At 62.2% G+C, this 25281-nt stretch carries 24 protein-coding genes; 16 read left to right on the forward strand and 8 right to left on the reverse strand.

Annotation, left to right across the window (positions count from 1 at the left end; genetic code table 11):
• Positions 1-94 precede the first annotated feature (94 nt).
• Positions 95-871: an enoyl-CoA hydratase gene (locus tag M0D67_RS22870; protein ID WP_093643561.1), complete on the reverse strand. Its 777-nt coding sequence runs from the start codon at positions 869-871 to the stop codon at positions 95-97.
• A 133-nt stretch (positions 872-1004) separates the two neighbouring features.
• Here M0D67_RS22870 and paaN point away from each other — a divergent pair, with 133 nt between their 5' ends.
• The 5 genes from paaN to paaK all read left to right on the forward strand — a co-directional run bounded on the left by paaN (position 1005) and on the right by paaK (position 6798).
• Positions 1005-2705, forward strand: a complete 1701-nt coding sequence (gene paaN, locus M0D67_RS22875; RefSeq protein ID WP_154566622.1) for a phenylacetic acid degradation protein PaaN — start codon at positions 1005-1007, stop codon at positions 2703-2705.
• 126 nt (positions 2706-2831) lie between these two features.
• Positions 2832-4034: a 3-oxoadipyl-CoA thiolase gene (gene pcaF / locus M0D67_RS22880; protein ID WP_154566623.1), complete on the forward strand. Its 1203-nt coding sequence runs from the start codon at positions 2832-2834 to the stop codon at positions 4032-4034.
• A gap of 58 nt (positions 4035-4092) precedes the next feature.
• Entirely contained in the window at positions 4093-4884 is a 792-nt protein-coding gene (paaG, locus tag M0D67_RS22885; protein ID WP_154566624.1) for a 2-(1,2-epoxy-1,2-dihydrophenyl)acetyl-CoA isomerase PaaG, read from the forward strand.
• 1 nt (position 4885) lies between these two features.
• On the forward strand, positions 4886-5347 hold the full coding sequence (paaI, locus tag M0D67_RS22890; protein WP_054036751.1) for a hydroxyphenylacetyl-CoA thioesterase PaaI: 462 nt from the start codon (positions 4886-4888) through the stop codon (positions 5345-5347).
• Between the two features lie 146 nt (positions 5348-5493).
• Positions 5494-6798, forward strand: coding sequence for a phenylacetate--CoA ligase PaaK (gene paaK, locus M0D67_RS22895; protein ID WP_154566625.1), 1305 nt, complete (start codon positions 5494-5496; stop codon positions 6796-6798).
• 286 nt (positions 6799-7084) lie between these two features.
• Here paaK and M0D67_RS22900 read toward each other — a convergent pair whose 3' ends face one another.
• Positions 7085-8209: a murein transglycosylase A gene (locus M0D67_RS22900; RefSeq protein WP_154566626.1), complete on the reverse strand. Its 1125-nt coding sequence runs from the start codon at positions 8207-8209 to the stop codon at positions 7085-7087.
• A 28-nt stretch (positions 8210-8237) separates the two neighbouring features.
• Here M0D67_RS22900 and M0D67_RS22905 point away from each other — a divergent pair, with 28 nt between their 5' ends.
• Positions 8238-8399: a hypothetical protein gene (locus M0D67_RS22905; protein ID WP_166618334.1), complete on the forward strand. Its 162-nt coding sequence runs from the start codon at positions 8238-8240 to the stop codon at positions 8397-8399.
• A 46-nt stretch (positions 8400-8445) separates the two neighbouring features.
• On the opposite strand, the gene apaG is transcribed toward M0D67_RS22905, so the two are convergent.
• Positions 8446-8820, reverse strand: coding sequence for a Co2+/Mg2+ efflux protein ApaG (gene apaG / locus M0D67_RS22910; RefSeq protein WP_054036748.1), 375 nt, complete (start codon positions 8818-8820; stop codon positions 8446-8448).
• A 277-nt stretch (positions 8821-9097) separates the two neighbouring features.
• Between apaG and rpe the strand changes: the two genes are divergently transcribed.
• From rpe to M0D67_RS22950, 8 genes are all read left to right on the forward strand, one after another.
• Positions 9098-9781, forward strand: coding sequence for a ribulose-phosphate 3-epimerase (gene rpe, locus M0D67_RS22915; RefSeq protein ID WP_028199698.1), 684 nt, complete (start codon positions 9098-9100; stop codon positions 9779-9781).
• A gap of 26 nt (positions 9782-9807) precedes the next feature.
• Positions 9808-10524 (forward strand): phosphoglycolate phosphatase, encoded by a 717-nt coding sequence (locus M0D67_RS22920; RefSeq protein WP_154566627.1) that lies wholly within the window; start codon positions 9808-9810, stop codon positions 10522-10524.
• Positions 10525-10894: 370 nt separating this feature from the next.
• Positions 10895-12388, forward strand: coding sequence for an anthranilate synthase component I (gene trpE, locus M0D67_RS22925; RefSeq protein ID WP_154566628.1), 1494 nt, complete (start codon positions 10895-10897; stop codon positions 12386-12388).
• 13 nt (positions 12389-12401) lie between these two features.
• Positions 12402-12989 (forward strand): aminodeoxychorismate/anthranilate synthase component II, encoded by a 588-nt coding sequence (locus M0D67_RS22930; RefSeq protein WP_054036698.1) that lies wholly within the window; start codon positions 12402-12404, stop codon positions 12987-12989.
• Between the two features lie 17 nt (positions 12990-13006).
• Positions 13007-14038 carry an anthranilate phosphoribosyltransferase gene (gene trpD, locus M0D67_RS22935; RefSeq protein ID WP_154566629.1) on the forward strand — a complete coding sequence of 344 codons (1032 nt, stop codon included), beginning with the start codon at positions 13007-13009 and terminating at the stop codon, positions 14036-14038.
• Positions 14039-14056: 18 nt separating this feature from the next.
• Positions 14057-14842 (forward strand): indole-3-glycerol phosphate synthase TrpC, encoded by a 786-nt coding sequence (gene trpC, locus M0D67_RS22940; protein ID WP_154566630.1) that lies wholly within the window; start codon positions 14057-14059, stop codon positions 14840-14842.
• Between the two features lie 39 nt (positions 14843-14881).
• Positions 14882-15508 (forward strand): CYTH domain-containing protein, encoded by a 627-nt coding sequence (locus M0D67_RS22945; RefSeq protein ID WP_154566631.1) that lies wholly within the window; start codon positions 14882-14884, stop codon positions 15506-15508.
• A gap of 90 nt (positions 15509-15598) precedes the next feature.
• A complete protein-coding gene (locus M0D67_RS22950; protein WP_266239755.1) occupies positions 15599-16441 on the forward strand; it encodes a uracil-DNA glycosylase in 843 nt (280 codons plus the stop codon).
• A 139-nt stretch (positions 16442-16580) separates the two neighbouring features.
• Here M0D67_RS22950 and M0D67_RS22955 read toward each other — a convergent pair whose 3' ends face one another.
• From M0D67_RS22955 to M0D67_RS22970, 4 genes are all read right to left on the reverse strand, one after another.
• Complete coding sequence (locus M0D67_RS22955; RefSeq protein WP_154566633.1) at positions 16581-17177, reverse strand: FMN-dependent NADH-azoreductase; 597 nt, start codon at positions 17175-17177, stop codon at positions 16581-16583.
• Between the two features lie 154 nt (positions 17178-17331).
• Positions 17332-19122, reverse strand: a complete 1791-nt coding sequence (locus M0D67_RS22960; RefSeq protein WP_154566634.1) for a M61 family metallopeptidase — start codon at positions 19120-19122, stop codon at positions 17332-17334.
• Positions 19123-19216: 94 nt separating this feature from the next.
• A complete protein-coding gene (locus M0D67_RS22965; RefSeq protein WP_154566635.1) occupies positions 19217-19942 on the reverse strand; it encodes a DsbC family protein in 726 nt (241 codons plus the stop codon).
• 124 nt (positions 19943-20066) lie between these two features.
• A complete protein-coding gene (locus M0D67_RS22970) occupies positions 20067-21239 on the reverse strand; it encodes a UbiH/UbiF family hydroxylase (protein ID WP_154566636.1) in 1173 nt (390 codons plus the stop codon).
• Positions 21240-21501: 262 nt separating this feature from the next.
• Here M0D67_RS22970 and ychF point away from each other — a divergent pair, with 262 nt between their 5' ends.
• Positions 21502-22596, forward strand: coding sequence for a redox-regulated ATPase YchF (gene ychF, locus M0D67_RS22975; protein WP_154566637.1), 1095 nt, complete (start codon positions 21502-21504; stop codon positions 22594-22596).
• 86 nt (positions 22597-22682) lie between these two features.
• On the opposite strand, the gene M0D67_RS22980 is transcribed toward ychF, so the two are convergent.
• Positions 22683-23663, reverse strand: a complete 981-nt coding sequence (locus tag M0D67_RS22980) for a glycerophosphodiester phosphodiesterase family protein (protein ID WP_154566638.1) — start codon at positions 23661-23663, stop codon at positions 22683-22685.
• Positions 23664-23912: 249 nt separating this feature from the next.
• Between M0D67_RS22980 and ugpB the strand changes: the two genes are divergently transcribed.
• A complete protein-coding gene (gene ugpB, locus M0D67_RS22985) occupies positions 23913-25238 on the forward strand; it encodes a sn-glycerol-3-phosphate ABC transporter substrate-binding protein UgpB (protein ID WP_154566639.1) in 1326 nt (441 codons plus the stop codon).
• The last annotated feature ends 43 nt before the right edge of the window (positions 25239-25281 follow it).

Raw genomic sequence — 25281 nt, forward strand, 5'->3', positions numbered from 1 at the left:
TCTCCCGCTCCCCGTGCCCCGGTGTCCGAAGCACGAAAGAGCGAGATTCTAGCGACCCGGACGGCCCCTTGCAAGCGTTATTTTGACAAGCGTATTAACGATGCTTGAAAACCGGTTTGCGCTTCTCAACGAACGCGGCCATCCCCTCCTTCTGATCTTCCGTGGCGAAGAGCGAATGGAAGAGGCGACGCTCGAAATGCACGCCCTCTGCGAGCGTCGTTTCGTATGCGCGGTTAACCGATTCCTTGATCATCATCACCGCCGGCAACGGGAATTCAGCGATGGTCGCGGCCGCAGCCACCGCCTCGTCAAGCAGCGAAGCCGCGGGAATCACCCGCGAGACCAATCCGGCACGCTCGGCCTCAGCAGCGTCCATGAAGCGGGCGGTCAGGCAGAGATCCATTGCCTTCGCCTTGGAGACCGCACGCGGGAGCCGTTGCGTGCCGCCAGCACCCGGCATGATGCCCAGCTTGATTTCCGGCTGGCCGAACTTCGCAGTGTCGGCGGCGAGAATGATGTCGCACATCATCGCCAGCTCGCAACCGCCGCCAAGCGCAAAGCCCGCCACTGCAGCAATAATCGGCTTGCGGATGGAGCGCACCGTTTCCCAGTTGCGGGTGATGTAGTCGCCTTTGTAGACGTCCATATAGGTATAGGTCGCCATCATGCCGATGTCGGCTCCAGCGGCGAACGCTTTTTCGCTGCCCGTCACCACGATCGCACCAATCGCGTCGTCGGCATCGAACTCTCGCAGCGCTGCGCCCAGTTCGTCCATCAACGCGTCGTTCAGTGCGTTCAACGCCTTCGGGCGATTCAATGTGACCAAACCGACCCGTCCACGCGTCTCAACAAGAATGTTTTCGTAAGCCATGCCGCCTCCTAATAGTTAATGGCGCGCAAAAAACGCTTCGCGCGGCTGTCTCAGTAATGCTACCATTCACCAACCAACCGGTCGGTCAATTATTCGACAGGCTTTTCCCAACGTACAGCCAAGCCCCACTGCCATGACACATCCGCTATTCACCAAGCACGAAGACACGCTGCAAAAGGCACTCACCGCGGTCGAAACGCGCGGCTACTGGAGTCCGTTCGTCGAGATGCCCAGTCCGAAAGTGTACGGGGAAACAGCTAGCGCAGACGGCGAAGCCGCATTCAAAGCGCTTCTGAACAAGACGTTCGAACTGGACCAGCCGTCGACCGGAGAAACCGTCGGCGCTGAAGTCTCGCCGTTCGGCTTCCCGCTCGGCGTGCGCTATCCAAAGGCCGATCCTGACACGTTGATCTCCGCAGCCGCCGCCGCACAGCGCGATTGGCGCGCGGCCGGCCCGCAGGCGTGGAGCGGCGTGTGCCTCGAAATCCTCGCGCGCGTGAATCGCGCCAGCTTCGAAATCGGCTACAGCGTGATGCACACGACCGGCCAGGCTTTCATGATGGCCTTTCAGGCCGGCGGCCCGCATGCGCAAGACCGCGCGCTCGAAGCGGTCGTGTACGCGTGGGACCAATTGCGCCGTATTCCCGCAGACGCCCACTGGGAAAAACCGCAAGGCAAAAATCCGCCGCTTGCGATGCACAAGCGCTACACAGTCGTGCCGCGCGGCACCGGCCTCGTGCTCGGCTGCTGCACCTTCCCGACATGGAACGGCTATCCGGGCCTCTTCGCTGATCTGGCCACCGGCAACACTGTCATCGTCAAGCCGCACCCGGGCGCGATTCTGCCGCTCGCGCTGACCGTGCGCATCGCGCGCGATGTACTGCGCGAAGCCGGATTCGATCCGAACGTTGTTACGCTGCTGGCCACCGAACCGAACGATGGTGCGCTGGTTCAGGACCTGGCTCTGCGCCCTGAAATCAAATTGATCGATTTCACGGGCAGCACGCAAAACGGCACCTGGCTCGAGCGCAATGCACACCAGGCTCAGGTCTACACCGAAAAAGCCGGCGTCAATCAGATCGTGATCGACTCGGTCGACGACATCAAAGCCGCCGCTCGCAATATCGCCTTCTCGCTCGCGCTGTACTCGGGACAAATGTGCACCGCGCCGCAGAACATCTACGTGCCGCGCAACGGCATCCGCACGGCTGAAGGCACACTCGGCTTCGACGAAGTCGCTCAGGCTATCGCCGGCGCCGTGCAGAAACTGGTCGCCGACCCGGCTCGCGCCGTTGAGCTGCTCGGTGCGATCCAGAACGAAGGTGTCACCCAGCGCATCGAGGAAGCCAGCAAGCTCGGCCGAGTTCTAGTAGAGAGCCAATCGCTGGAACATCCGGCTTTTGCCGACGCCCGTGTGCGCACACCGCTCGTGCTCCAACTGGACGCCGCCACCGACCACGCGCAGTTCACCAAAGAATGGTTCGGCCCGATCTCATTCGTGATCGCGACGGAGTCGACCGCGCAGTCGCTCGACCTTGCCGGCGCAATCGCTGCTGAGCATGGCGCACTGACGCTGTCGGTCTACAGTACGGACGAAGCCGTGCTCGACGAAGCGCACGAAGCATCGATCCGCGGCGGCGTAGCACTCTCGATCAATTTGACGGGCGGCGTATTCGTCAATCAGTCGGCGGCCTTCTCCGACTTCCACGGCACGGGCGCAAACCCGGCCGCAAATGCCGCGCTGGCCGACGCAGCCTTCGTCGCAAACCGCTTCCGCGTCGTACAAAGTCGCGTTCATGTTGAACCGAAAGCGGCGCCGGCGGTAGCTGGCTGAATGGCATAAGACAAAAGCACGGCTTTCGTCCTATGCCGTTTGGCCGAATGGACCGAGCCGTGCACCCTAACTAACATGAGACATCGGGTTGGCAAGTCCCGCCGATCCGTTCCAGCAGGAACCCACATGAACGATGCCTTCATTTGCGACGCGATTCGCACCCCAATCGGCCGCTACGGCGGCGCCCTGAAGGATGTCCGCGCCGACGACCTCGGCGCGGTACCGATCAGGGCGTTGATCGAACGCAATGCCAGTGTCGACTGGCAAGCCCTCGACGACGTGATCTATGGCTGTGCCAATCAGGCTGGTGACGACAACCGCAACGTGGCTCGCATGGCGGCTTTGCTGGCCGGCTTGCCCACGGCTGCGTCAGGCACAACCATCAACCGTCTGTGCGGCTCGGGTATGGACGCGGTCGGCACTGCGGCGCGCGCCATCAAGGCCGGCGAAGCGCGGCTGATGATTGCAGGCGGCGTCGAAAGCATGACGCGCGCGCCATTCGTGATGGGTAAGGCCACCAGTGCATTTTCACGGCAGGCCGATATTTACGACACGACTATCGGCTGGCGTTTCATCAATCCGCTGATGAAGCGTCAATACGGCGTCGATTCGATGCCGGAGACCGCGGAAAACGTGGCCGTCGAGTTCGGCATAAGCCGTGCGGATCAGGACGCCTTCGCTCTGGCGAGTCAGCAAAAAGCGGCGCGCGCGCAGCGCGACGGCACGCTCGCTCAGGAAATCGTCGGCGTTGAAATTGCGCAGAAGAAAGGCGACCCCGTACGCGTGACGCTCGACGAGCATCCGCGTGAAACGTCGCTCGAAAGTCTGGGCAAGCTCAAGGGCGTGGTCCGTCCCGACGGCAGCGTGACCGCCGGCAATGCATCGGGTGTGAACGACGGCGCGTGTGCGCTGCTGCTCGCGAATCAGGAAGCTGCCGATCAATACGGATTGCGTCGCCGCGCACGCGTGGTGGGCATGGCAACGGCGGGCGTGGAGCCGCGCATTATGGGCATCGGCCCGGCGCCGGCCACACAAAAGCTGTTGAAGCAGTTGAACATGACACTCGAGCAATTCGACGTGATCGAGTTGAACGAAGCCTTCGCGTCGCAGGGACTGGCGGTCTTGCGCACGCTCGGCCTGCGCGACGACGACCCGCGTGTCAATCCGAACGGCGGAGCGATTGCGCTCGGCCACCCGCTCGGCGCTTCCGGCGCGCGTTTGATCACTACCGCGCTTTATCAGTTGGAACGAATCAACGGCCGCTTTGCGCTTTGCACGATGTGTATCGGTGTAGGCCAAGGCATTGCATTGGTAATCGAGCGGCTCTAACACTAACGCCGCTTCGCCCATTGCGCCGCCGATCAAAGAGACTTTGAGGAGACACCCAATGTCATATGAAGCGATTCGCCTCGACATCGATACATCGAGCCGCGTAGCGACCATCACACTGAACCGCCCGGACAAGCTCAACAGCTTTACCCGCGCGATGCACCAGGAATTGAGCGACGCACTCGGCCAGGTCGAAGCGTCCGGCGCGCGCGCGCTCGTGCTGACCGGCGCGGGCCGCGGCTTCTGCGCGGGGCAGGATCTCGCGGATCTCGACTTCACCCCAGGCGCAATGACCGATCTGGGCGAACTGATCAATGCGCATTTCAATCCGCTGATTCGCCGCCTGCAAGCACTGCCGTTACCCGTGATTGCCGCGGTCAACGGCACGGCCGCCGGTGCCGGCGCCAATCTCGCACTGGCTTGCGATCTCGTGCTTGCCGCTCGTTCGGCCAACTTCATTCAGGCGTTCGTGAAGATCGGTCTCGTGCCGGACTCGGGCGGCACGTGGTTCCTGCCGCAACGCGTCGGCATGGCCCGCGCCTTGGGTCTCGCCATCACTGGCGACAAACTGAGCGCGGAGAAAGCCGAAAGCTGGGGGCTGATCTGGCAAGCAGTTGACGACACCGAGCTAGCCGCCACGGCAAGCAAGCTCGCGGCCCAACTGGCGCAGCAGCCCACGCGCGCTATCGCTGCGATCAAGCAGGCAATGCGCGCTGGCGCGACGCAAACGCTGGATCAGCAGCTCGATCTCGAACGCGATCTGCAATGCGAACTCGGTGCTTCGCACGATTACGCGGAAGGCGTGCAGGCGTTTGTGGAAAAACGCGCGCCGCGCTTCGAGGGTCGCTGATATGTCCGCGCAACCGAACCACCCCGCCCAAATGACACCCGACGAACTCGCTCGCGCAACCGCGGCCGCCATGTACGAAAACGACGCGTGCAGCCGGGCGCTCGGCCTCGAAATCGTAGAAGTGCGCCCAGGATACGCGCGCCTGCGCATGGCCGTGCGCGACGACTTCCTCAACGGCCATCAGATTTGCCACGGTGGCCTGATTTTCACGCTCGCCGATTCGACGTTCGCTTTCGCGTGCAACACGTACAACATCAACACCGTCGCAGCGGGCTGCTCGATCGAGTTCCTGCGGCCGGTAAAAGGCGGCGACGTGTTGACTGCCGAAGCGGTCGAGCAAACCCTGAGCGGCCGCACTGGCATTTACGATATTCGCGTCACGAATCGCGCAGAGGAGACCGTGGCGATGTTTCGCGGCAAATCGGCACAGATCAAAGGCAACCTGATTCCTACCGGCGATTGAACAGCAGATTGAACGGCAGAGCCGCGATATGTTCGCGACCGATTGCCAGCACCCATATAGATAGTAGATAGCAGCGAGTCCCCGGTTTTTGCGCGCAAGCGCACCGCACCCCAGACCCAAGCATTGAGGCAGCAAGGAGACATTCGATGACCACCGCCCTTCCGCTCGATCCCATCGAGACAGCTAGCCGCGACGAACTCGCCGCGCTCCAACTCGAACGGCTCAAATGGTCGCTGAACCACGCTTATGAGAATTCGCCTGTGTATCGGCAAAAATTCGATGAAGCCGGCGTTCACCCGAGCGAAGTGAAGACTCTCGCGGACCTGGCGCGCTTCCCGTTCACCACCAAGAAGGATCTGCGCGACAGCTACCCGTTCGGCATGTTCGCGGTGCCGCAGGAACAGATTTCGCGGATCCACGCATCGTCCGGGACAACGGGCAAGCCGACGGTCGTTGGCTACACGGCGCGCGATATCGATACGTGGGCGAATCTCGTCGCACGTTCGATCCGTGCCGCGGGCGCGAAGCGCGGCGACAAGGTTCACGTGAGTTACGGCTACGGTCTGTTCACAGGCGGCCTGGGCGCGCACTACGGCGCCGAGCGCGCCGGGCTGACGGTGATCCCGTTCGGCGGCGGTCAGACTGAAAAGCAGGTGCAACTGATTCAGGACTTCCGGCCCGACATCATCATGGTGACGCCGAGCTATATGTTGTCGATCGCCGACGAACTCGAACGGCAAGGCGTCGATCCGGCGAATTGCTCGCTGCGCCTCGGCATCTTCGGTGCGGAACCGTGGACCAATGACATGCGCCAGGCGATCGAAAAGCGCATGGGCATCGATGCTGTGGATATCTACGGTCTGTCTGAAGTGATGGGACCTGGTGTCGCCTCGGAATGCGTCGAGACCAAAGATGGCCCGACCATCTGGGAAGACCATTTCTACCCCGAAATCATCGATCCCGAAACCGGCGAAGTGCTGCCGGACGGCGAACTCGGCGAGCTGGTATTCACCTCGTTGACCAAGGAAGCGCTGCCGATCGTCCGTTACCGAACGCGCGATCTGACCCGCCTCCTGCCGGGCAGCGCACGCACCATGCGCCGGATGGAAAAGATCACGGGCCGCTCGGATGACATGATGATCGTGCGCGGAGTCAACGTGTTCCCGACGCAGATCGAAGAATTGCTACTCAAGCAACACGCCCTCGCGCCGCACTATCAAATCGTGCTGACGAAGGAAGGCCCGCTCGATGTATTGACGTTGAACGTCGAGCCGTGCCCGGAATCAGCGCCGGATACTGCTGCACTGACCACGGCGAAGCAGGCGTTGACCTATGACATCAAGGCGTTGATCGGTGTGAGCGCAGTTGTAAACGTGCTGGCTGTAAATGGGATCGAGCGTTCGGTGGGCAAAGCACGGAGGGTGGTGGACAAGCGGAAGTCGGGGCTTTAAGCAATGCGCCGAAACGCCGAAGGTTGATGCTTGATAGCGGGGCTGATCGGCGTCAGCGCCGTTATCAAATGTGCTGGTCGTGAACCGGGATTAACCGTGCGGTGAGCAAAGCACAGCACGTGGCTAACGAGCGAACGCTGGGATAACCAACGCCAACGGCAGAGTCCGTATCTGGAAGCTTTGTCGCGAACAGATACCGCAACATGCCAAGCGAATTAGCCAAGCGGCGGTTTTCAGCTATTCAACTAAGAACCTGGAAACCCGCCGCCGCCCCTTCGCCAAACCTTCACGAATTCGGCAACAACAACCACATCCGGCCGCCCTGCTTCATCTTGCCGGCCAGATCGCCGGCATCGTCGCCGAGGCCCCAGAAGTAATCCGCGCGCACGCCGCCTTTGATCGCGGAACCCGTGTCCTGAGCAAAGACGAGGCGATTCATCGGCGAGTTTGTCAACGGACGCGTGGTCTGCAAGAACACCGGCGTCCCGAGCGGAATCGAAGTGGGATCCACCGCGATCGACCGCTCCGGCGTCAACGGCACACCCAACGCACCGATCGGCCCATCCGCACCGCCGCTCGGCGCACTCTCGCCGGACGGCATCTCGCGGAAGAACACGAAACGCGGATTGGTATCGAGCAGCGCGTCAACCCGCGTCGGATTCGCGCGCGCCCATGCCTTGATGCCTTGCATGGTCGCCTGCGCCGGCGTCAGTTCACCGCGATCAAGCAGCCACCGCCCAATCGACTTGTACGGTTGATTGTTCGTGCCGCCAAATCCGACCCGCATCACGCTGCCGTCTTCCATCACGACGCGCCCGGAGCCTTGCACCTGCAGGAAGAACGCTTCGATCGGATCGTCGACCCACACGAGTTCATTGCCGTTAAGCACGCCCGCACGCTCGAGTTGCGCGCGCGCCGGCAGCGGTGCACCCGCGCGATAACTGGATGGCCAGCGGTACAGCGCCGTCTGATACACACCATGCCGCGTGCGCGAACCGCGCAGCAACGGCTCGTAGTAGCCGGTGACGAGACCATCGAGCGTGCCGTCGTTATTGGCTAGCTGGAACGGCGTGAAATACGCCTCGAAAAATGCCCGCGCACTGGTGACGTCCAGATCGTCGATCTGCGAGGCTGCCGCGCATGCACGGGCCCAGTTCGGTTGACGCGCAAGCCTCAGGCAGTTTTGCCGCAATGCGGCCGTCGCGCCGATCAGCGAATCGTCCTGCCACCCCGGCACCTGCTGCCAGGCCACGGCTGTCAGCCGCGTCGCGGCGATCTGCCCGGGTATGATCGCGGCACCCGTGGGCGGCGAAACCGAAGGCCGGACTGCGCCGCCGCCGCCGCAGGAAGCCAGCATTACCGCCACCGAAAGCGCGCCGAGCCATGCTCCGGCCGTGCGGACAAAACGCATACAATGTTCGTTCTTGATGGAAACCGCCATGTCTGATCTGTTCGACGAATACCCGATGCTCATCTTCGCGCTGGAATCGCTCCTCGCGCTCTTCCTGCTCGTCTTTATCGTTGTCTGGACGTCGTCCGGCAAGAAGAAGGCCGCCCGCGCCGCCAGCGATGAACAGCAAAAGCAGCAAAAATCCCTGTAAAGCTGCGCCGTAAAGCTTTTTAAAGACCGCGAGCCGCGCCCTCGGTTCAATGCAAAGTACGCGGCATCCGCAGAATGAACTCGGGTACGGGTGCGTCGAAGCGCTCGCCGTCCTCCGCCACGCAGAAATAGTCGCCACGCATAGTGCCGACGGGCGTGGCGATCACGGCCCAACTCGTATATTCGAAGTGCTCGCCCGGTTTGAGCAGCGGCTGATGCCCGACCACGCCCAGGCCTTTCACTTCCTGCACATTGTTTTCGCTGTCGGTGATCACCCAGTGACGCGCAATCAACTGCGCGGGCACCTGACCGCTGTTACGGATGGTCAGCGTGTATGCAAACGCATACTGGCGGCGCTCCGGGTCCGACTCTTCGGGCAGAAACTGCACCTGCGCCGAGACGCTGAATTCGTACTGGCTCATCCTGATTCCGGTCTGGTGAAACGGAGTGTGAAAAATCGCGGGAAGCCCCGAACGCCAATGGTTTGCGGGCACATTGGCGAAGCGGCGCCTATGGTTTGGCATTCTGCTTGATGCGGGGCATGCCCGCAACCGGACAAATCCCTCTGGCCAAGGGCCGTTAAGGCGTTTTGTCACTTTTGCCGTGCGTTTTCGGTGTCGGCCTCAACTCGCCCGCAAGCCGGTTCCGAAGCGTACAAACCGGTAAAATGGCGTTTTCCCGCTTGCATCCGCCCCCGCCATGACGCAATTCCGCATCGCCCCCAGCATTCTGTCCGCCGATTTCGCCCGCCTCGGCGAAGAAGTCCGCAACGTTGTCGCCGCTGGCGCCGACTGGATTCACTTCGACGTAATGGACAACCATTACGTGCCGAACCTGACAATCGGCCCGCTCGTCTGCGAAGCAATCCGCCCGCACGTGGACGTGCCGATTGACGTACACCTGATGGTGCGCCCGGTCGACCGCATCGTGCCGGACTTCGCCAAGGCCGGCGCGAACCTGATCAGCTTCCACCCGGAAGGCTCGGACCACATCGACCGCACGCTGTCGCTGATTCGCGACCACGGTTGCAAGGCCGGCCTCGTGTTCAACCCGGCCACGTCGCTGAACCATCTGGACTACGTGATGGACAAGGTCGATCTGGTGCTGATCATGTCGGTGAATCCGGGCTTCGGCGGTCAATCGTTCATTCCTGAGGCGCTCGTCAAACTGCGCGAAGCGCGCAAGCGGATCGATGCCTACAAGGAAAAGACCGGCCGCGAGATTCATCTCGAAGTGGACGGCGGCGTGAAGGTCGACAACATCGCCGAAATCGCGGCGGCTGGCGCGGACACGTTCGTGGCAGGCTCGGCGATCTTCGGTGCGCCGGATCACAAGGCGGTGATCGACAAGATGCGCGCCGCACTCGCAAACATCGAGCACTGATCGAGCACTGATATCCCGTACTAAAGATGACAACTCCGTTCCCTGCCCCGACCTTCACCGGCCCGCGCCTGCAAGCCGCGATCATCGACCTCGACGGCACGATGATCGATACCGCAGACGATTTCACCGCCGGCCTGAACGGCATGCTTGCGCAACTCGATGCGGCGGAAACCTCGCGCGAGGAAGTGGTCGGCTACATCGGCAAGGGTTCGGAGAATCTGATTCGCCGTGTGCTGGCCGAGCGCTTCGAAACGGACCACGCACAAGACCGTTTCGACGAGGCGCTCGCGATCTATCAGGAGGAGTACGCCAGGATCAACGGCGTGCACACGCGGCTGTATCCCGAGGTCGAAGCCGGCCTCAGCGCCATGCGCGACGCCGGCCTCAAACTCGCCTGCGTCACCAACAAGCCGCACCGCTTCGCAGTCGAATTGCTGGAGCAATACGGGCTCAGCCAGTATTTCAGCGTCGTGCTCGGCGGCGACAGCCTGCCGAAAAAGAAGCCGGATCCGCTGCCGATGATCACCGCCGCGGCGCAGCTAGGCGTCACACCGGAAACCACGGTCGCCATCGGCGATTCGGAAAACGATGCGCTAGCAGGCCGCGCGGCGGGCATGGCAACGCTGACGCTGCCGTACGGCTACAACCACGGCCGAGCTATACAAGAAATAAAATCCGATGGTATAGTTGCCTCGCTGCTCGATGCCGCCAAGGCTATCGCAGCGCACCATTCCACGACCTGAAAAGTCCCTCATCCTCATGTTTCTGAATAAAAAACGGAGTCTGATTAGCATCGACCGGGGAGCCTGGCCCTGGCGTCGCTGGTCGCGCTAACCTCGCCTGAGGTACGCTGAAGCTCGTCTTCGGCAACCGTTTTTTACTTCGCTGCGCTAACGCGTTTTTTCCATCACCTTGTTTCGCTGCATCGGTTGATTTGGCGTTCGTGTACCCGCAAAGTACATCTGTGCGCTGAAACCCCTTGCATGCGTCGATGGGAAACTCGCGCCGGTCGGTATCATCGTGTCGAAACGTCGAACGAACGCCTGACCGGCTGCGTAACGCCCCGCTTTGTCCGACGCATAGTGCCGTCTGACGTACGTACAGGATCGGAACATGACCGAACTCGAATTCCAGTCCCTCGCCAACGAGGGTTTCAACCGCATTCCGCTAATCGCCGAAGCGCTCGCAGACCTCGAAACGCCGCTCTCGCTGTACCTGAAGCTTGCGCAGAGCGAGCGCAACGGCGCCAACTCATTCCTGCTGGAATCGGTAGTGGGCGGCGAACGCTTCGGCCGCTATTCGTTCATCGGACTGCCGGCGCGCACGCTGCTGCGCACCCGCAACGGCGTATCGGAAGTGGTGCGGGACGGCAAAGTCGTCGAAACGCACGAGGGCGATCCACTCGAGTTCATCCAGCAATTCCAGGGCCGCTTCAAAGTGGCGCAGCGCCCCGGTCTGCCGCGTTTCGCGGGCGGTCTGGCGGGCTACTTCGGCTATGACGCAGTGCGTTACATCGAGAAAAAGCTCGCGCACACCGCACCGAAAGACGATCTGAACCTGCCTGATATTCAGTTGCTGCTCACCGAAGAAGTCGCGGTGATCGACAACCTCGCCGGCAAGCTCTACCTGGTGGTTTACTCCGATCCGACGCAACCCGAGGCGTACACCAAAGCCAAGCAGCGTCTGCGTGAATTGCGTCAGCGTTTGCGCACGACCGTGCAGCCGCCAGTCACGTCGGCCAGCGTGCGCACCGAGACCTACCGCGAGTTCGCCAAAGACGATTATCTCGCCGCCGTGCGCCAGGCGAAGGAATACATCGCCGCCGGCGAGTTGATGCAAGTGCAGGTCGGCCAGCGTCTGATCAAGCCGTACCGCGACAATCCGCTGTCGCTGTATCGCGCGCTGCGCTCGCTGAATCCGTCGCCGTACATGTACTACTACAACTTCGGCGACTTCTACGTGGTCGGCGCATCGCCGGAAATTCTGGTACGCCAGGAAAAGCGCGGCGAAGATCGCATCGTGACGATCCGGCCGCTCGCCGGCACCCGTCCGCGCGGCAACACGCCGGAACGCGATGCCGAGCTCGCCACCGAACTGCTGAACGATCCGAAGGAAATCGCCGAACACGTGATGCTGATCGACCTCGCGCGTAACGACGTGGGCCGTATTTCGCAGATCGGTTCGGTGGTCGTCACCGATCAGATGGTGATCGAAAAGTACTCGCACGTGCAGCACATCGTGAGTTCGGTCGAAGGCAAGCTAAAGCCCGGCACCACTAATTTCGACGTGCTGCGCGCCACCTTCCCGGCCGGCACGTTGTCCGGCGCGCCGAAGGTTCGCGCGATGGAATTGATCGACGAACTGGAACCGGTCAAGCGTGGCCTCTACGGCGGCGCTGTCGGTTATCTGTCGTTCACCGGCGAAATGGATCTGGCGATCACGATCCGCACCGGCGTGATCGCAAACGGCAATCTGTACGTGCAGGCGGCAGCGGGTGTAGTCGCGGATTCGGTGCCGGAATCCGAATGGCAAGAGACCGAGAACAAGGCGCGCGCTGTCTTGCGCGCCGCCGAGCAGGTTCAAGACGGCCTCGATAGCGACTTCTGACCGGAGACACACCATGCTGCTTATGATCGACAACTACGACTCGTTCACCTACAACCTGGTGCAGTACTTCGGCGAACTCGGCGAAGACGTGCGCACCTATCGGAACGACGAAATCACGCTGGACGAAATTGCCAAGCTCAACCCGGAGCGCATTTGCCTGTCGCCCGGCCCGAGCAACCCGCAACACGCCGGCATCACCCTCGACGTGCTGCGCGAATTCGCCGGCAAGACGCCGATTCTCGGCGTATGCCTCGGCCATCAGGCGATCGGCGAAGCATTCGGCGGCCGCGTGGTGCGCGCGCAAACCATCATGCACGGCAAGGTAAGCACGATCGAAACCGACTGCAAAGGCGTATTCGCCGATCTGCCGAAGCACTTCGTCGTGACGCGTTATCACTCGCTCGCGATCGAACGCGAATCGCTGCCGGATTGCCTCGAAGTGTCCGCATGGACTGAGGACGGCGAAATCATGGGCGTGCGTCACAAGGAACTGGCCGTTGAAGGCGTGCAGTTCCATCCGGAATCGATCCTGTCCGAACACGGCCACGCCTTGCTCGAAAACTTCGTGAAGCAGTCGAAGACAGCCCACCGCACTGCTTGATAAAGAGAGACGAAATCATGTCGATTACGCCCCAGGAAGCGCTGCAACGGACCATCGAGCACCGCGAAATTTTCCACGACGAAATGCTGCACCTGATGCGGCTCATCATGCGCGGCGAACTGTCGCCCGTGATGTCGGCGGCGATCATCACCGGCTTGCGCGTCAAAAAAGAGACCATCGGCGAAATCACCGCCGCCGCCACGGTGATGCGTGAATTTGCCCGGCACGTAGAGGTGCAGGACAACTCGAACTTCGTCGATATCGTCGGCACCGGCGGCGACGGATCGCACACCTTCAATATTTCCACGGCGACGATGTTCGTCTCAGCCGCGGCGGGCGCCAAAGTCGCGAAGCACGGTGGCCGCGGCGTGTCGAGCAAGTCGGGCAGCGCAGACGTGCTCGAAGCGCTCGGCGTGAACATCGATCTGCAACCGGAACAGGTGGCGGCGTCGATTGCGGAAACTGGCATGGGCTTCATGTTCGCGCCGAACCATCATCCGGCCATGAAGAACATCGCGCCGGTGCGCCGCGAACTCGGCGTGCGGACCATCTTCAATATTCTTGGGCCGCTGACCAATCCGGCCGGCGCGCCTAATCAACTGATGGGCGTGTTCCACGGGGACCTCGTCGGTATTCAGGTGCGCGTGATGCAGCGCCTCGGCGCGAAGCACGTGCTGGTGGTGTACGGTATGGACGGCATGGACGAGGTCTCGCTCGGCGCGGCGACGCAAGTCGGCGAGCTGCGCGACGGCCAGATCCACGAGTACGAAATTCACCCGGAAGACTTCGGCATGCAGATGGTGTCGAACCGCACGCTGAAAGTGGCCGACGCGGCCGAATCCAAAGTGATGTTGCTCGAAGCGCTCGACAACAAGCCCGGCGTCGCGCGTGAAATCGTTACGCTGAACGCGGGCACGGCGCTCTATTCGGCGAACGTGGCGGCGTCGATTGCGGACGGCATCCAGTTGGCGCGCGAAGCGATCGCGAGCGGCAAGGCACGGGCGAAAGTCGACGACCTGATCCGCTTCACCCAGCAATTCAAGCAGTAATTACGTAGCGAGACCCTCATGAGCGACATCCTCGACCGCATCATCGCGGTCAAACGCGAAGAAGTCCGCGCGGCTGAACAGAGCGCGCCGCTCGAAGCGCTGCGCCTCGAAGCATCGTCGCGCGACATCCGCGATTTCGTCGGTGCATTGCGCGCGAAACACGCGGCCGGTCTGGCCGCGGTGATCTCCGAAGTGAAGAAAGCGAGCCCGTCGAAAGGCGTGCTGCGCGAAAACTTCGTCCCCGCCGAGATCGCGCGTTCGTATGAAAAACACGGTGCGGCCTGCTTGTCCGTGCTCACCGACGTCCAGTTCTTCCAGGGTAGCGTTGCGTATCTCGAAGAGGCGCGCGCCGCCTGCAGTTTGCCGGTGCTGCGCAAAGACTTCATCGTCGATCCGTACCAGATCGTCGAAGCCCGCGCGATGGGTGCCGACGCGATCCTGCTGATCGCTGCCGCGCTGGAAACCTCGCAGATGCAGGACCTCGAAGCGCTCGCGCATTCGCTGGGCCTCGCGGTGCTGGTCGAAGTGCATGACCACAATGAACTGATGGAATCGCTGAAGTTGAAGACGCCGCTGATCGGCATCAACAACCGCAATCTGCGCACCTTCGAAACATCGATCGAGACGACCATCGGCATGCTCGAATCGATTCCGGACGACCGTATCGTCGTCACGGAGTCGGGCATTCTGTCGCGTCAGGATGTCGAACGTCTGCGGGCGATGGACGTGCATACGTTCCTCGTCGGCGAGGCGTTCATGCGCGCGGAAGAGCCGGGTGTGGAACTTGCGCGGATGTTTTTCTAAGCACAGGTTCAACACGCAGACTACGTAGCGGAGCAGGTCATGGGCATGGAACGTGAAATCAAGCTGGCACTACCGGCGAGCCAGGTGAAAGCGGCGACGCAGTGGTTCGTCGCACGCACCGGCGCCGAGGGTCGCCCGATCGAGCTGGCGAATATCTACTTCGATACGCCCAGGCTTGCGCTGGCTACGTCGAAAAGCGCGCTGCGGCTGCGGCATACGCCAGACGGCTGGCTGCAAACGTTCAAGACCGTGGGTAACGCGAAGGACGGGCTGCATAGCCGGCACGAGTGGGAAATGCCGGTGGCGGGCGAGAAACTCGAAATCGACGCCTTGCTGCACGCATGCGACGAACCCGCTGCCGCTGAGGCCTTGCGTCAGGCGGCGCCGGAGTTGATCGAACTGTTCCGCACGAATTTCACGCGCACGTTGTGGAATGTCTCGCTGGACGGCTCGCAAGTCGAAGCCGCGATCGACCAGGGCGACGTGCTCGCCGAAGTGAACGGTGAAACCCGCCGCGCGCCGATCTCCGAAGTCGAACTCGAACTGAAATCCGGCGACGAAGCCGCACTCAACACGCTCGCGAGCGAACTCGGCAAACAGGTCACCGGCCTTGCACCGGACAACATTAGCAAGGCACAACGCGGGTATCAGTTGCGGGCGGCTTAAGCCCTCGGCGTGTGTGATCAAGAGGTACACAGCGCCCGAGCAGCACCTACACCTTGAGCCAGCCCGCATTTGCTGCGACACTTCCCCGCCATGACCTCAGCTTCCCGCACCCGCTCCAATTCGTCGCAAGCCTCGTTGTTCGGCGACGCCTCTGCCACGCCGGCCGGCGCAACCGCGCAGCCGGAGCCGACACGCACAGCCGCCGGCTCGCCGCCGCCGACGCTCGAAGCCCAATTCGCCGCCCTGCCCCCGGCTTGGCGCACACACCTCAATCCGTTCATCGAAAGCGACGCCTACGCGCCCTTGTGCCGTTTCGTCGACGGTGAGCGCGCGGCCGGCAAAACCGTCTATCCCGCCGACGTCTTCCGCGCCCTGCGCCTCACCAGTCCCGACGAAGTCAAAGTCGTGATCCTCGGGCAGGACCCGTATCACGGCGAAGACCGCGGCACGCCGCAAGCACACGGACTGGCGTTTTCAGTCGCGCCGAACGTGCGCACGCCGCCGTCGCTACGCAACATCTTCAAGGAAATCACCGCGAGCCTCGGCCACGAACCGCCGCGTCATGGCTGCCTCGACACATGGGCCAAACAGGGCGTGCTGCTGTTGAACACAGTGCTGACCGTCGAGCGCGATTCGGCTGCGAGTCACGCAAAACGCGGCTGGGAGAAATGCACCGACACGCTGATCCACGAACTGGCCATGCGTCATGACGGCCTGGTGTTCATGCTGTGGGGTGCGCATGCGCAAGCCAAACGCGCGCTGCTTGGCGGCAAGTCGCATTACGTGCTGGAAGCGCCGCATCCGTCGCCGCTGTCGGCGCATCGCGGCTTTCTCGGCTGCGGGCACTTTGCGTCGGCCAACGAATATCTCGTGAAGCACGGCCGCGAACCGATCGACTGGCGCTTGCCCGACGAAGCGCAGATGCTGGCATAACACTCGTCGCGCGAAGCGCACCGACACCGGCTACCAAAGACCACCGCCACAAAAACAAAAACGCCACGGCATTCACACCCCGTGGCGTTTTTTCATTCCACCGCGCCGCGAACACGCAGCGCGAGACAAACCTCACACCTTACGCAGCAGCGATCGCTTCACGCGCGCCAGCCAACGCGGCGCTCGCAGCGTCCGGGCCCATGTTCAGGCCTTCAGCGTAGATGAAGTTCACATCGGTCATGCCGAGGAAGCCGAGGAAGCTCTTCAGGTACGGCGTTTGGCTGTCGTTCGGCGTGCCGACATACTTGCCGCCGCGTGCCGAAACCACGTGAACCTTCTTACCCTTCACGAGACCTTCCGGACCGTTCGCCGTGTACTGGAACGTGATGCCGGCGCGTGCGATGAAGTCGAAGTACGTCTTCAGTTGCGACGAGATGCCGAAGTTGTACATCGGTGCGCCGATCACGATGATGTCGGCGGCTTGCAGTTCGGCGATCAGCGCTTCGCTGCGTGCAGCGATCGCGACTTGTTCCGGCGTGCGCTGGTCAGCCGGCGTGAAGAACGCGCCGAGGACGGCGTCGTCCAGGTGCGGCAGCGGTTCAGCTTGCAGGTTACGGACGACGACTTGCGCGCCCGAATTCGATTGTTGCAGCTTTGCGGTCAGTTCGTTGACGAGAAGCGTCGAGTTCGCGCCTTGCGAGCGAGCTGCCGAGTTAATTTGCAGGATCGTGGTCATGGTTGACTCCAGTAGGGGCGCGCAGTTTTGCGCGAGTGGAGCCATTGTGATTTTTAACCGACCCGGGAAAAAGCCATCCGGCAGCGAAGGATTGTTGCACTGGTAGAACAATCCCCCGCCCCGAACTTTCGATTAGCGACAGCGTGGATTACGATCAGCTTGCCAGCCAACGCTCCAGCGCCTTGCGCGCGGCTGGCCGCTTATCGCTGACGGTCAGCTTGTAGCGCGCCACGTCAGGCCCGTCCAGCTTGACTTGCGCGGTGCGCAGCTCGTCGCGGCGGAAGGCGTGAACCTCGACCTTCGCACCCGGCAGATAGCGCGACAGTAGCGAATCAAGATTCGAGCCGGTTACGCGCAGACCGTCGAGCGCGATCAGCACGTCGCCTGCCGAGAGGCCGGCCTTTTGCGCCGCGCTGCCGTCGTGAACGGCCGCCAGCGTGCAATCCGCGCCGCCGCGCATGCGCGCGCCGAGCGACGGCTTGCCATTCTTCTCGAGCTCGGGTGCGAGCGTGACGCCAAAAGGCGCGAGCAGCGTATCGAGGGGCAGATCGCGCGTGCCGTGTACGGCTTCAGCGAACAACTCGGCCAGTTGCACACCGGTCGCTTCGGCAAAAATCGCCTCGATCTCGCTTTCTTCGACACCGACGGGCTTGCCGCGGTAGAAGTCGCGCCCGAAGCGCTGCCACAGCAGGCGCATCACGTCGTCGAGCGATTTGCGGTTGTTAGTCTGCGCACGAATCGTCAGATCGAACGCAAGCGCGACGAGCGAGCCCTTGGTATAATAGCTGACGATCGCATTCGGCGCGTTTTCATCCTGCCGATAGTATTTGACCCAGGCGTCGAACGAGCTTTCGGCCACCGTCTGCTTCAGACGGCCGCTGCCACGCTGCACGCCACCGACTACCTTGCCGAGCAGGCCGAAATAGTCGTCTTGCGAGATCAGGCCGCTGCGCACGAGGATCAGATCGTCGTAGTAAGAAGTGAAGCCTTCGAACAGCCACAGCAGCGACGTGTAGTTTTCGACGCTCAGGTCGTACGGCGCGAACACGGCCGGCTTGATGCGCTTCACGTTCCAGGTGTGGAAGTATTCGTGACTGCACAGACCGAGGTAGGTTCGGTAGCCCTCGGCGGGCGCGTCGCGGCCTTCCACCGGCAGATCGCCCCGGTTGCAGATCAACGCCGTCGAGGCGCGATGCTCCAGTCCGCCATAGCCATCGGTGACGGCCTGCGTCATGAACACGTAGCGATCCATGGGCGCTTTCTTCGACTTCGGCTCGAACAGCGCGATCTGCGTTTCGCAGATACGCTTCAGATCGGCGGACAGACGGGCCATATCGAGCCCGATCACGCGACCTGCGATCACGATGTCGTGCGGCACACCGTGCGCCTTGAAGGTTGCAAGCGCGAATTCGCCCAACGTTACCGGATGATCGATCAACTCGTCGTAGTTCTGCGCGCGATACTCGCCGAAGCCATAGCGCTTCGTGCCGCGCGCTTCCGGCAACGCCGTGGCGACGCGCCAGTCGCGATACGCCGCGCCTTCCGGCTTCTGGATATCGACCACGCACTGCGCCTCCTCGTGACCGAGCGGCGACAGAAATACACTGGTGCCGTTGAAGAAGCCCGTCGTGTCATCAAGATGCGCAGCGCGCACCGACAGATCCCATGCATACACCTCGTAGCGCAGCGTCAGCGCGCCTTTGACCGGCGCCGCCTGCCACGTGTGCTTGTCGGTCTTTTCGACACGCACCTTGCGGCCGGCGTCATTGGTAGCCCGCAACGTGACGATGTTGCGCGCGAATTCGCGCACCATGTAGCTGCCCGGAATCCAAACCGGCAGCATGAAACGCTGGCCGGCCGGATCGGGATCGGCAACGGTCACGGTGACTTCGAACAGGTGGGCGGCGGGTTGCTTCGGAACGATGGTGTAGCGGATCGGCTTCATCGGCGGCGATTAGGTGACTTCAGGCGGGGATGTGCGGACTTGATGTGAAAGGAGGCGCACTGCGCGCCTCCTTTCTTCGACTGGTGCTGCGTGCTCAGCGCACGGCGGACATTTCCTTGTCCAGCCGGTCGGCCGGCACGGCGCCGGGCAGGCGGCGACCGTCGGCGAGGAACACCGTGGGCGTGCCGTCGACGTTCATCGCGCGGCCGAGCGCCAGGTTCTTGTCGATCGCGGCGGTGTCGCAGGTGCCGGCTGCCGTGGGCGCCTGACGATCCTGCATCCACGATTCCCACGCCTTCGCGCGGTCGGTCGAGCACCAGATCGACTTCGACTTGGCGGTCGAATCCGGCGACAGCACCGGGTACAGGAAGGTGTAGACCGTGACGTTATCGATCGACTTGAGCGTGGTTTCGAGCTGCTTGCAGTACGGGCAGTTCGGATCGGAGAACACGGCGATCTTGCGCGCGCCGTTGCCCTTCACGACCTTCACCGCGTTCGCGAACGGCAGGCTCGCGAAGTCGATCCGGTTGGTCTCCGCCAGACGCGCTTCGGTCAGATTCTTGCGGGTCTTCGCGTCGACAATGTCGCCGAGCATGAGGTAATCGCCATTCGCATCGCTATAGATGATCTGCGTGCCGAGATTCACTTCGTAGAGACCGGCAACCGGCGACTTCGTCACGCTCTTGATCGTCACGTCGGTCAGACGCGTTTGCAGGGTGGCTTTGAGCTTGTCGGTGGCTTGGTCGGCCTGCGCGGAGCAGCCGATTGCCACGGCAGCGATCGCGAGCGCGACGGCCGCGATGCGGAAGGATTTTTTCATGCTTAATTCCTGGAGTTCGATCGCGCGTGAGGCGCGTTTTTTGGGACGTTTCTGGTCTGACCAGAATGGCGTCCATCCGTTCATGATACCCGTCTCGCCGGCTGGGTATGCCGGGTAGACCGCTTTACCCCAGCGCGGCCGACACCAGCCAGCGCTTGATGAACGGCTGCGCGCCGACAAATGCCATGCCGGTATTGCGCAATACCTTGGCAAACGGACCGGGCGCCGAGAAGAGCTTTTGCAGGCCGTCGGTGGCGATCATCAGCGCGCGGATGTCTTCGCGGCGGGCACGCTCGTAGCGGCGCAGCAGCACCATGTCGCCGAGATCACGGAACGCTTCCTTGCCGGCGACCGTCTCGGCAAGCGCCGCGACATCGCGCAAACCGAGGTTCATGCCCTGGCCCGCCAACGGGTGAATCAGATGCGCGGCATCGCCAACCAGCGCGACGTGCGGCGCCACGAGCTTATCGACGGTTTGCAGCGCGAGCGGGAAGCCTTGCGCGGGCGTCACGCATTCCAAAGCGCCGAACTGCTCGCCCGTCACGCGCTCGACTTCAGCCGCGAGTTGCGCCGGATCGAGCGCGAGCAGTTGCTCGGCATGCTCGGTGCGCGCCGACCAGACCAGCGACACGTGGCCGTCCGGCATCGGCAGCAGCGCGATGATTTCGCCGTCCCTGAACCATTGGTAAGCGGTTTCGCTGTGCGGCTTTTCGGCCTTGAAATTCGCGACCACGCCGGTTTGCTTGTAGTCGCGCCGGTCCATTTTCGAGCCAATCTGCGCGCGCACCCACGAATGCGCCCCGTCGGCGCCGACCACCAGATCGGCCTCGAGCACGTTGCCGTTGGCGAGACCGACGCTCGCGCCATCCGCGGTAAAGTCGAGCGCCTGCGCACGCGTGTCGATCCAGGTGAGATTCGGCTGGAAACGCAGCGCGGCATCCAGTGCGCGCTCGATCACCGACGACTCGACGATCCACGCCAGTTGCGGCACGGACGCCTGAAACGCGGAAAAGTGGAGTTCAGCATGCGCATCGCCATAGACGCGCATGTCGTAGACGGGTCCGAGCCTGGACAGATCGAGCGCCTGCCAGACCCGCAATCGCTCCAGCAGAGCCTGTGAACTCGACGACAGCGCGTAGACCCGCGAGTCGAAGGCGGCGCCGGCGGCCAGCGCCGCACAGGGTTGCGCGAGCAGCGCCACGCGCAGTCCGCCTTGCGTCAGCGCCAGCGCCGCGGTCTTGCCGACGAGCCCGCCGCCTATCACGGCGGCATCAAAGGTCTGGTGGTGTGCATTCATCCGCGCATTATAGCCGCGGGGGTTGCCGGGGACGGATCGAGCGCCCCGCTTTACCGCAGGCAGATCAAGAACCCCATCCGAACGGGTTACAATTGCGCTTTCCGTGACAAAACTCGCCCAGAATCGTCGAGGCAACGCCCCGATCTGGTGTCTTGTCCCGCTCCGCTGCACTCGCTTCGCCCCGCCAAACGCGAAGGCTTTCCGAATCCTGCACACAGCGTTGAGCGCATCACGCAACTTACTGATTCACTGAAGGATTTCCATGAGCCTCAAATGCGGCATCGTCGGCTTGCCTAACGTCGGCAAGTCCACCCTGTTCAACGCGCTGACCAAGGCGGGTATTGCCGCCGAAAACTACCCGTTCTGCACGATCGAGCCGAACGTCGGCATTGTCGAAGTGCCGGACGCACGTTTGAAGGCCCTCGCCGAAATCGTCAAACCGGAGCGCATCCTGCCGGCCGTGGTGGAATTCGTCGACATCGCCGGTCTCGTGGCCGGTGCGAGCAAGGGTGAAGGTCTGGGCAACCAGTTCCTCGCGAACATCCGCGAAACCGATGCGATCACGCACGTGGTGCGCTGCTTCGAAGACGACAACGTGATCCACGTCGCGAACAAGGTCGATCCGCTGTCGGATATCGAAGTGATCAACACCGAGTTGGCGCTGGCCGACCTCGCGACCGTCGAAAAAGCGCTGTCGCGCTATTCGAAGGCCGCCAAGTCGGGTAACGACAAAGAAGCCATCAAGAACGCCGCCGTGCTGGAAAAGGTGCGCGCGCAACTCGACCAGGCCAAGCCGGTCCGCGCGCTCGACCTGTCGGATGAAGAAAAGGCCACGCTCAAGCCGTTCTGCCTGATCACCGCCAAGCCGACCATGTACGTCGCCAACGTGAAGGAAGGCGGTTTCGAGAACAACCCGCATCTGGACGCGGTGTCGAAGTTCGCGGCAGCGGAAAACGCGCCGGTCGTTGCGGTGTGCGCCGCGATCGAAGCGGAAATCGCCGACCTCGAAGAAGCGGATATGGAAGTGTTCCTCGCCGATATGGGCATGCACGAGCCGGGCCTGAACCGCGTGATCCGCGCGGGTTTCAAGTTGCTGGGCCTGCAAACCTACTTCACGGCCGGCGTGAAGGAAGTGCGCGCATGGACGATCCATGTCGGCGACACGGCACCGCAGGCAGCAGGCGCGATTCACACCGACTTCGAGCGCGGCTTCATTCGCGCGCAGACGATCGGCTTCACCGATTTCATCACCTACAAAGGTGAACAAGGTGCGAAGGAAGCCGGCAAGATGCGTGCGGAAGGTAAGGAATACGTCGTCCACGACGGCGACGTGATGAACTTCCTGTTCAACGTTTGAGGCTTCGCCTCGGCGTCAGGCGGTGGCCAGCGAAAGGCTGAACGCCGCCGTAATGGAAGAAGAAGGCCCGCGAAATGCGGGCTTTTTTATTGCCTGCTCTGCGCCCCCTGCCGGGCCTCACATCGCAGCGGCATAGCCATACTTGCCTTGACTGCCGCCATCTGCAGCGGCGAATCGACCAGCACCGCGTCGATCCCCAGACACGCCGCCGCCCGATAATCGTCCGGGTCGTTCACCGCGATCGCGACGATCCGCACATCGGGCTTCCGCCGGAAGCACGCGACCGTCGCGGGCGTCCACAAGCTTGCCTGCACATCCGAGCGTCCCTCGCCAAGCGTGAATTTTTCCACCACCGTCATCTGCCGGTGCAATTCGAACGCCGTGGCGGTGTGTTCAGCCGGCGCGTCCACACAGCCCTGGTTGAGCAGCACGCGCACGAGCCGCGCCCGTGTCGTGTCCCGCGACTCGAACAGCCTGGCATGTGGATACACGGCGAAACTCTGCTGATAGTCCGCTTCCGTCGAATAGATCGATACGCGCGGCCACGCGTTTTCTTCGTCCAGCACACGTGCCACCGCCAGCGCCTGCGGCGCGGCGGGCAGCGCTTTCATATCGAGGATGATCGGCATGGCGGGCGGAATTGCTTGCAACGCTTGCCGCAGCGTCGGAATACCAATCGGGTGATCACGGTAGCGATACGCGTCGCCACGGCGGAAATTCCAGCCGGCGTTCATACGCGCGAGTTCTGCCGCCGTGAATGCGGACACCGGCCCTTTCGTGTCGGTCAATGCCGACAGATCGGCCGGGCGGTACAACACCGGCACGCCGTCCTTGCTCAACTGAACCGTAAGCCACATAGCGTCGGCACGATGGGCGATCGACTGCCGAATCGCTTCGAGCGTGTTTTCGGGCGCGTCGCCAGTGCCGCCGCGATGCGCGATGATCTTCGGCAACGAGGTCACCGTCGACGGCCCGTTATTCGTCGTGGTGGGCGTCAGTCCACATCCCGCGAGCAGGATGAGACTCGCTATCGAGCCGAAAACCGCCAATCGTACTGAACTCTGCATCTGGAATCCTGATTAATAAGCACGCTGATCAAGCGTGCATTGTTTCCGTTTCGTGACAGCCGATGTTAAATTGCGGCAGTCGGCGCCTGTCAAAAAGCGGGCCTCCGCCAGGCACCTGACGCCGGACTGTCATCGAACACAAATAGAATCGCGCGATTCCCATCTGCGCCCGTTCCGTCAGCAATCAATTGCATGGGACCGGAGTAAGCGCTAAAGCGCTAACTCCGGTCGACAAAGGAGATCAAATCGATGCGTTGCAAGCCGTTATTCCGTTCACTTTCCGTTGCCGCCGTGCTGAGCCTCGGCATTAGCCAGGCAGCCCATGCCGCCACTGAAATCCAGTTCTGGCACGCCATGGAAGCCGCCCTCGGTGAGCGTCTGAACGACATCGCCAACGCGTTCAACGCGTCGCAAAGCGACTACAAGATCGTACCGGTGTTCAAGGGCAGCTACGACCAGACCCTCGCCGCCGGCATCGCGGCTTATCGCAGCGGCAACGCGCCGGCCATTCTGCAGGTCTACGAAGTCGGCACCGCGACAATGATGCAGGCGAAGAAAGCCGTGATCCCGGTCTCGGAAGTATTCAAGCAAGCCGGCGTACCGCTCGACGAAAAGGCCTTCGTGCCGACCATCGCCAGCTATTACAGCGACTCCAAGACCGGCGAACTGATCTCGATGCCATTCAACAGCTCGACGCCAGTGTTGTACTACAACAAGGACGCGTTCAAGAAAGCCGGGCTCGATCCGAATCAGCCGCCGAAAACCTGGGCCGAATTGCAGGTGGACGCACAGAAGCTGAAGGCGTCGGGCATGGCGTGCGGTTATTCGTCGGGCTGGCAGAGCTGGATTCAGCTCGAAAACTATAGCGCCTGGCATGGCGCCCCGTTCGCGTCGAAGAACAATGGGTTCGACGGCGCCGACGCGCAGCTCGAATTCAACAAGCCGCTGCAGGTCGCGCACATCCAGTTCCTGCAGAACATGCAGAAGGAAGGCACCTTCACGTACGTCGGCCGCAAGGACGAACCGGTGTCGAAGTTCTATAGCGGTGACTGCGGGATCATTACGAACTCGTCGGGCTCGCTTGCCACAATCAAGAAGTACGCGAAGTTTAATTTTGGCACCGGCATGATGCCGTACGACGCCAGCGTGAAGGGCGCGCCGCAGAACGCGATCATCGGCGGGGCGAGCCTGTGGGTGCTGTCGGGTAAAGATCCGGCGGTGTACAAGGGCGTGGCGAAATTCATGTCTTATCTGTCGTCGGCGCCGGTTGCCGCGAAGTGGCACCAGGACACCGGCTATCTGCCGGTCACAACCGCCGCGTATCAGCTGACCCAGCAGCAAGGCTTCTACGAGAAGAATCCGGGCAGCGATACCGCGATCAAGCAGATGCTCAACAAACCGCCGCTGCCGTACACGAAAGGCTTGCGTCTGGGCAACATGCCGCAGATCCGCACCGTGATCGACGAAGAACTCGAACAGGTGTGGGCGGACAAGAAGACGCCGCAACAAGCGCTCGATTCGTCGGTGTCGCGTGGCGACGAGTTGCTGCGCCGCTTCGAGAAAGCCGGTAACTAACCAAGCACGAACCGGCAAGGTTTCGGTGCGCTCGCACCGAAAC

Origin of the sequence: Paraburkholderia sp. SECH4, from assembly GCF_030511745.1 — a bacterium.
In the GTDB taxonomy this organism is placed as follows: Bacteria; Pseudomonadota; Gammaproteobacteria; order Burkholderiales; family Burkholderiaceae; genus Paraburkholderia; species Paraburkholderia madseniana.

Excerpts from the sequence above, each read along its gene's own strand:
- M0D67_RS22905 (WP_166618334.1), top strand. The coding sequence starts at position 8,238 with ATGTCTGATCTGTTCGACGAATACCCGATGCTCATCTTCGCGCTGGAA.
- M0D67_RS22965 (WP_154566635.1), bottom strand. The coding sequence starts at position 19,942 with ATGAAAAAATCCTTCCGCATCGCGGCCGTCGCGCTCGCGATCGCTGCC.
- trpD (WP_154566629.1), top strand. The coding sequence starts at position 13,007 with ATGTCGATTACGCCCCAGGAAGCGCTGCAACGGACCATCGAGCACCGC.
- pcaF (WP_154566623.1), top strand. The coding sequence starts at position 2,832 with ATGAACGATGCCTTCATTTGCGACGCGATTCGCACCCCAATCGGCCGC.
- paaI (WP_054036751.1), top strand. The coding sequence starts at position 4,886 with ATGTCCGCGCAACCGAACCACCCCGCCCAAATGACACCCGACGAACTC.
- M0D67_RS22930 (WP_054036698.1), top strand. The coding sequence starts at position 12,402 with ATGCTGCTTATGATCGACAACTACGACTCGTTCACCTACAACCTGGTG.
- ugpB (WP_154566639.1), top strand. The coding sequence starts at position 23,913 with ATGCGTTGCAAGCCGTTATTCCGTTCACTTTCCGTTGCCGCCGTGCTG.
- M0D67_RS22960 (WP_154566634.1), bottom strand. The coding sequence starts at position 19,122 with ATGAAGCCGATCCGCTACACCATCGTTCCGAAGCAACCCGCCGCCCAC.
- M0D67_RS22945 (WP_154566631.1), top strand. The coding sequence starts at position 14,882 with ATGGGCATGGAACGTGAAATCAAGCTGGCACTACCGGCGAGCCAGGTG.
- M0D67_RS22955 (WP_154566633.1), bottom strand. The coding sequence starts at position 17,177 with ATGACCACGATCCTGCAAATTAACTCGGCAGCTCGCTCGCAAGGCGCG.
- ychF (WP_154566637.1), top strand. The coding sequence starts at position 21,502 with ATGAGCCTCAAATGCGGCATCGTCGGCTTGCCTAACGTCGGCAAGTCC.
- M0D67_RS22970 (WP_154566636.1), bottom strand. The coding sequence starts at position 21,239 with ATGAATGCACACCACCAGACCTTTGATGCCGCCGTGATAGGCGGCGGG.
- M0D67_RS22900 (WP_154566626.1), bottom strand. The coding sequence starts at position 8,209 with ATGCGTTTTGTCCGCACGGCCGGAGCATGGCTCGGCGCGCTTTCGGTG.
- M0D67_RS22950 (WP_266239755.1), top strand. The coding sequence starts at position 15,599 with ATGACCTCAGCTTCCCGCACCCGCTCCAATTCGTCGCAAGCCTCGTTG.
- M0D67_RS22870 (WP_093643561.1), bottom strand. The coding sequence starts at position 871 with ATGGCTTACGAAAACATTCTTGTTGAGACGCGTGGACGGGTCGGTTTG.
- trpC (WP_154566630.1), top strand. The coding sequence starts at position 14,057 with ATGAGCGACATCCTCGACCGCATCATCGCGGTCAAACGCGAAGAAGTC.
- paaK (WP_154566625.1), top strand. The coding sequence starts at position 5,494 with ATGACCACCGCCCTTCCGCTCGATCCCATCGAGACAGCTAGCCGCGAC.
- paaG (WP_154566624.1), top strand. The coding sequence starts at position 4,093 with ATGTCATATGAAGCGATTCGCCTCGACATCGATACATCGAGCCGCGTA.
- trpE (WP_154566628.1), top strand. The coding sequence starts at position 10,895 with ATGACCGAACTCGAATTCCAGTCCCTCGCCAACGAGGGTTTCAACCGC.
- M0D67_RS22980 (WP_154566638.1), bottom strand. The coding sequence starts at position 23,663 with ATGCAGAGTTCAGTACGATTGGCGGTTTTCGGCTCGATAGCGAGTCTC.
- apaG (WP_054036748.1), bottom strand. The coding sequence starts at position 8,820 with ATGAGCCAGTACGAATTCAGCGTCTCGGCGCAGGTGCAGTTTCTGCCC.
- M0D67_RS22920 (WP_154566627.1), top strand. The coding sequence starts at position 9,808 with ATGACAACTCCGTTCCCTGCCCCGACCTTCACCGGCCCGCGCCTGCAA.
- paaN (WP_154566622.1), top strand. The coding sequence starts at position 1,005 with ATGACACATCCGCTATTCACCAAGCACGAAGACACGCTGCAAAAGGCA.
- rpe (WP_028199698.1), top strand. The coding sequence starts at position 9,098 with ATGACGCAATTCCGCATCGCCCCCAGCATTCTGTCCGCCGATTTCGCC.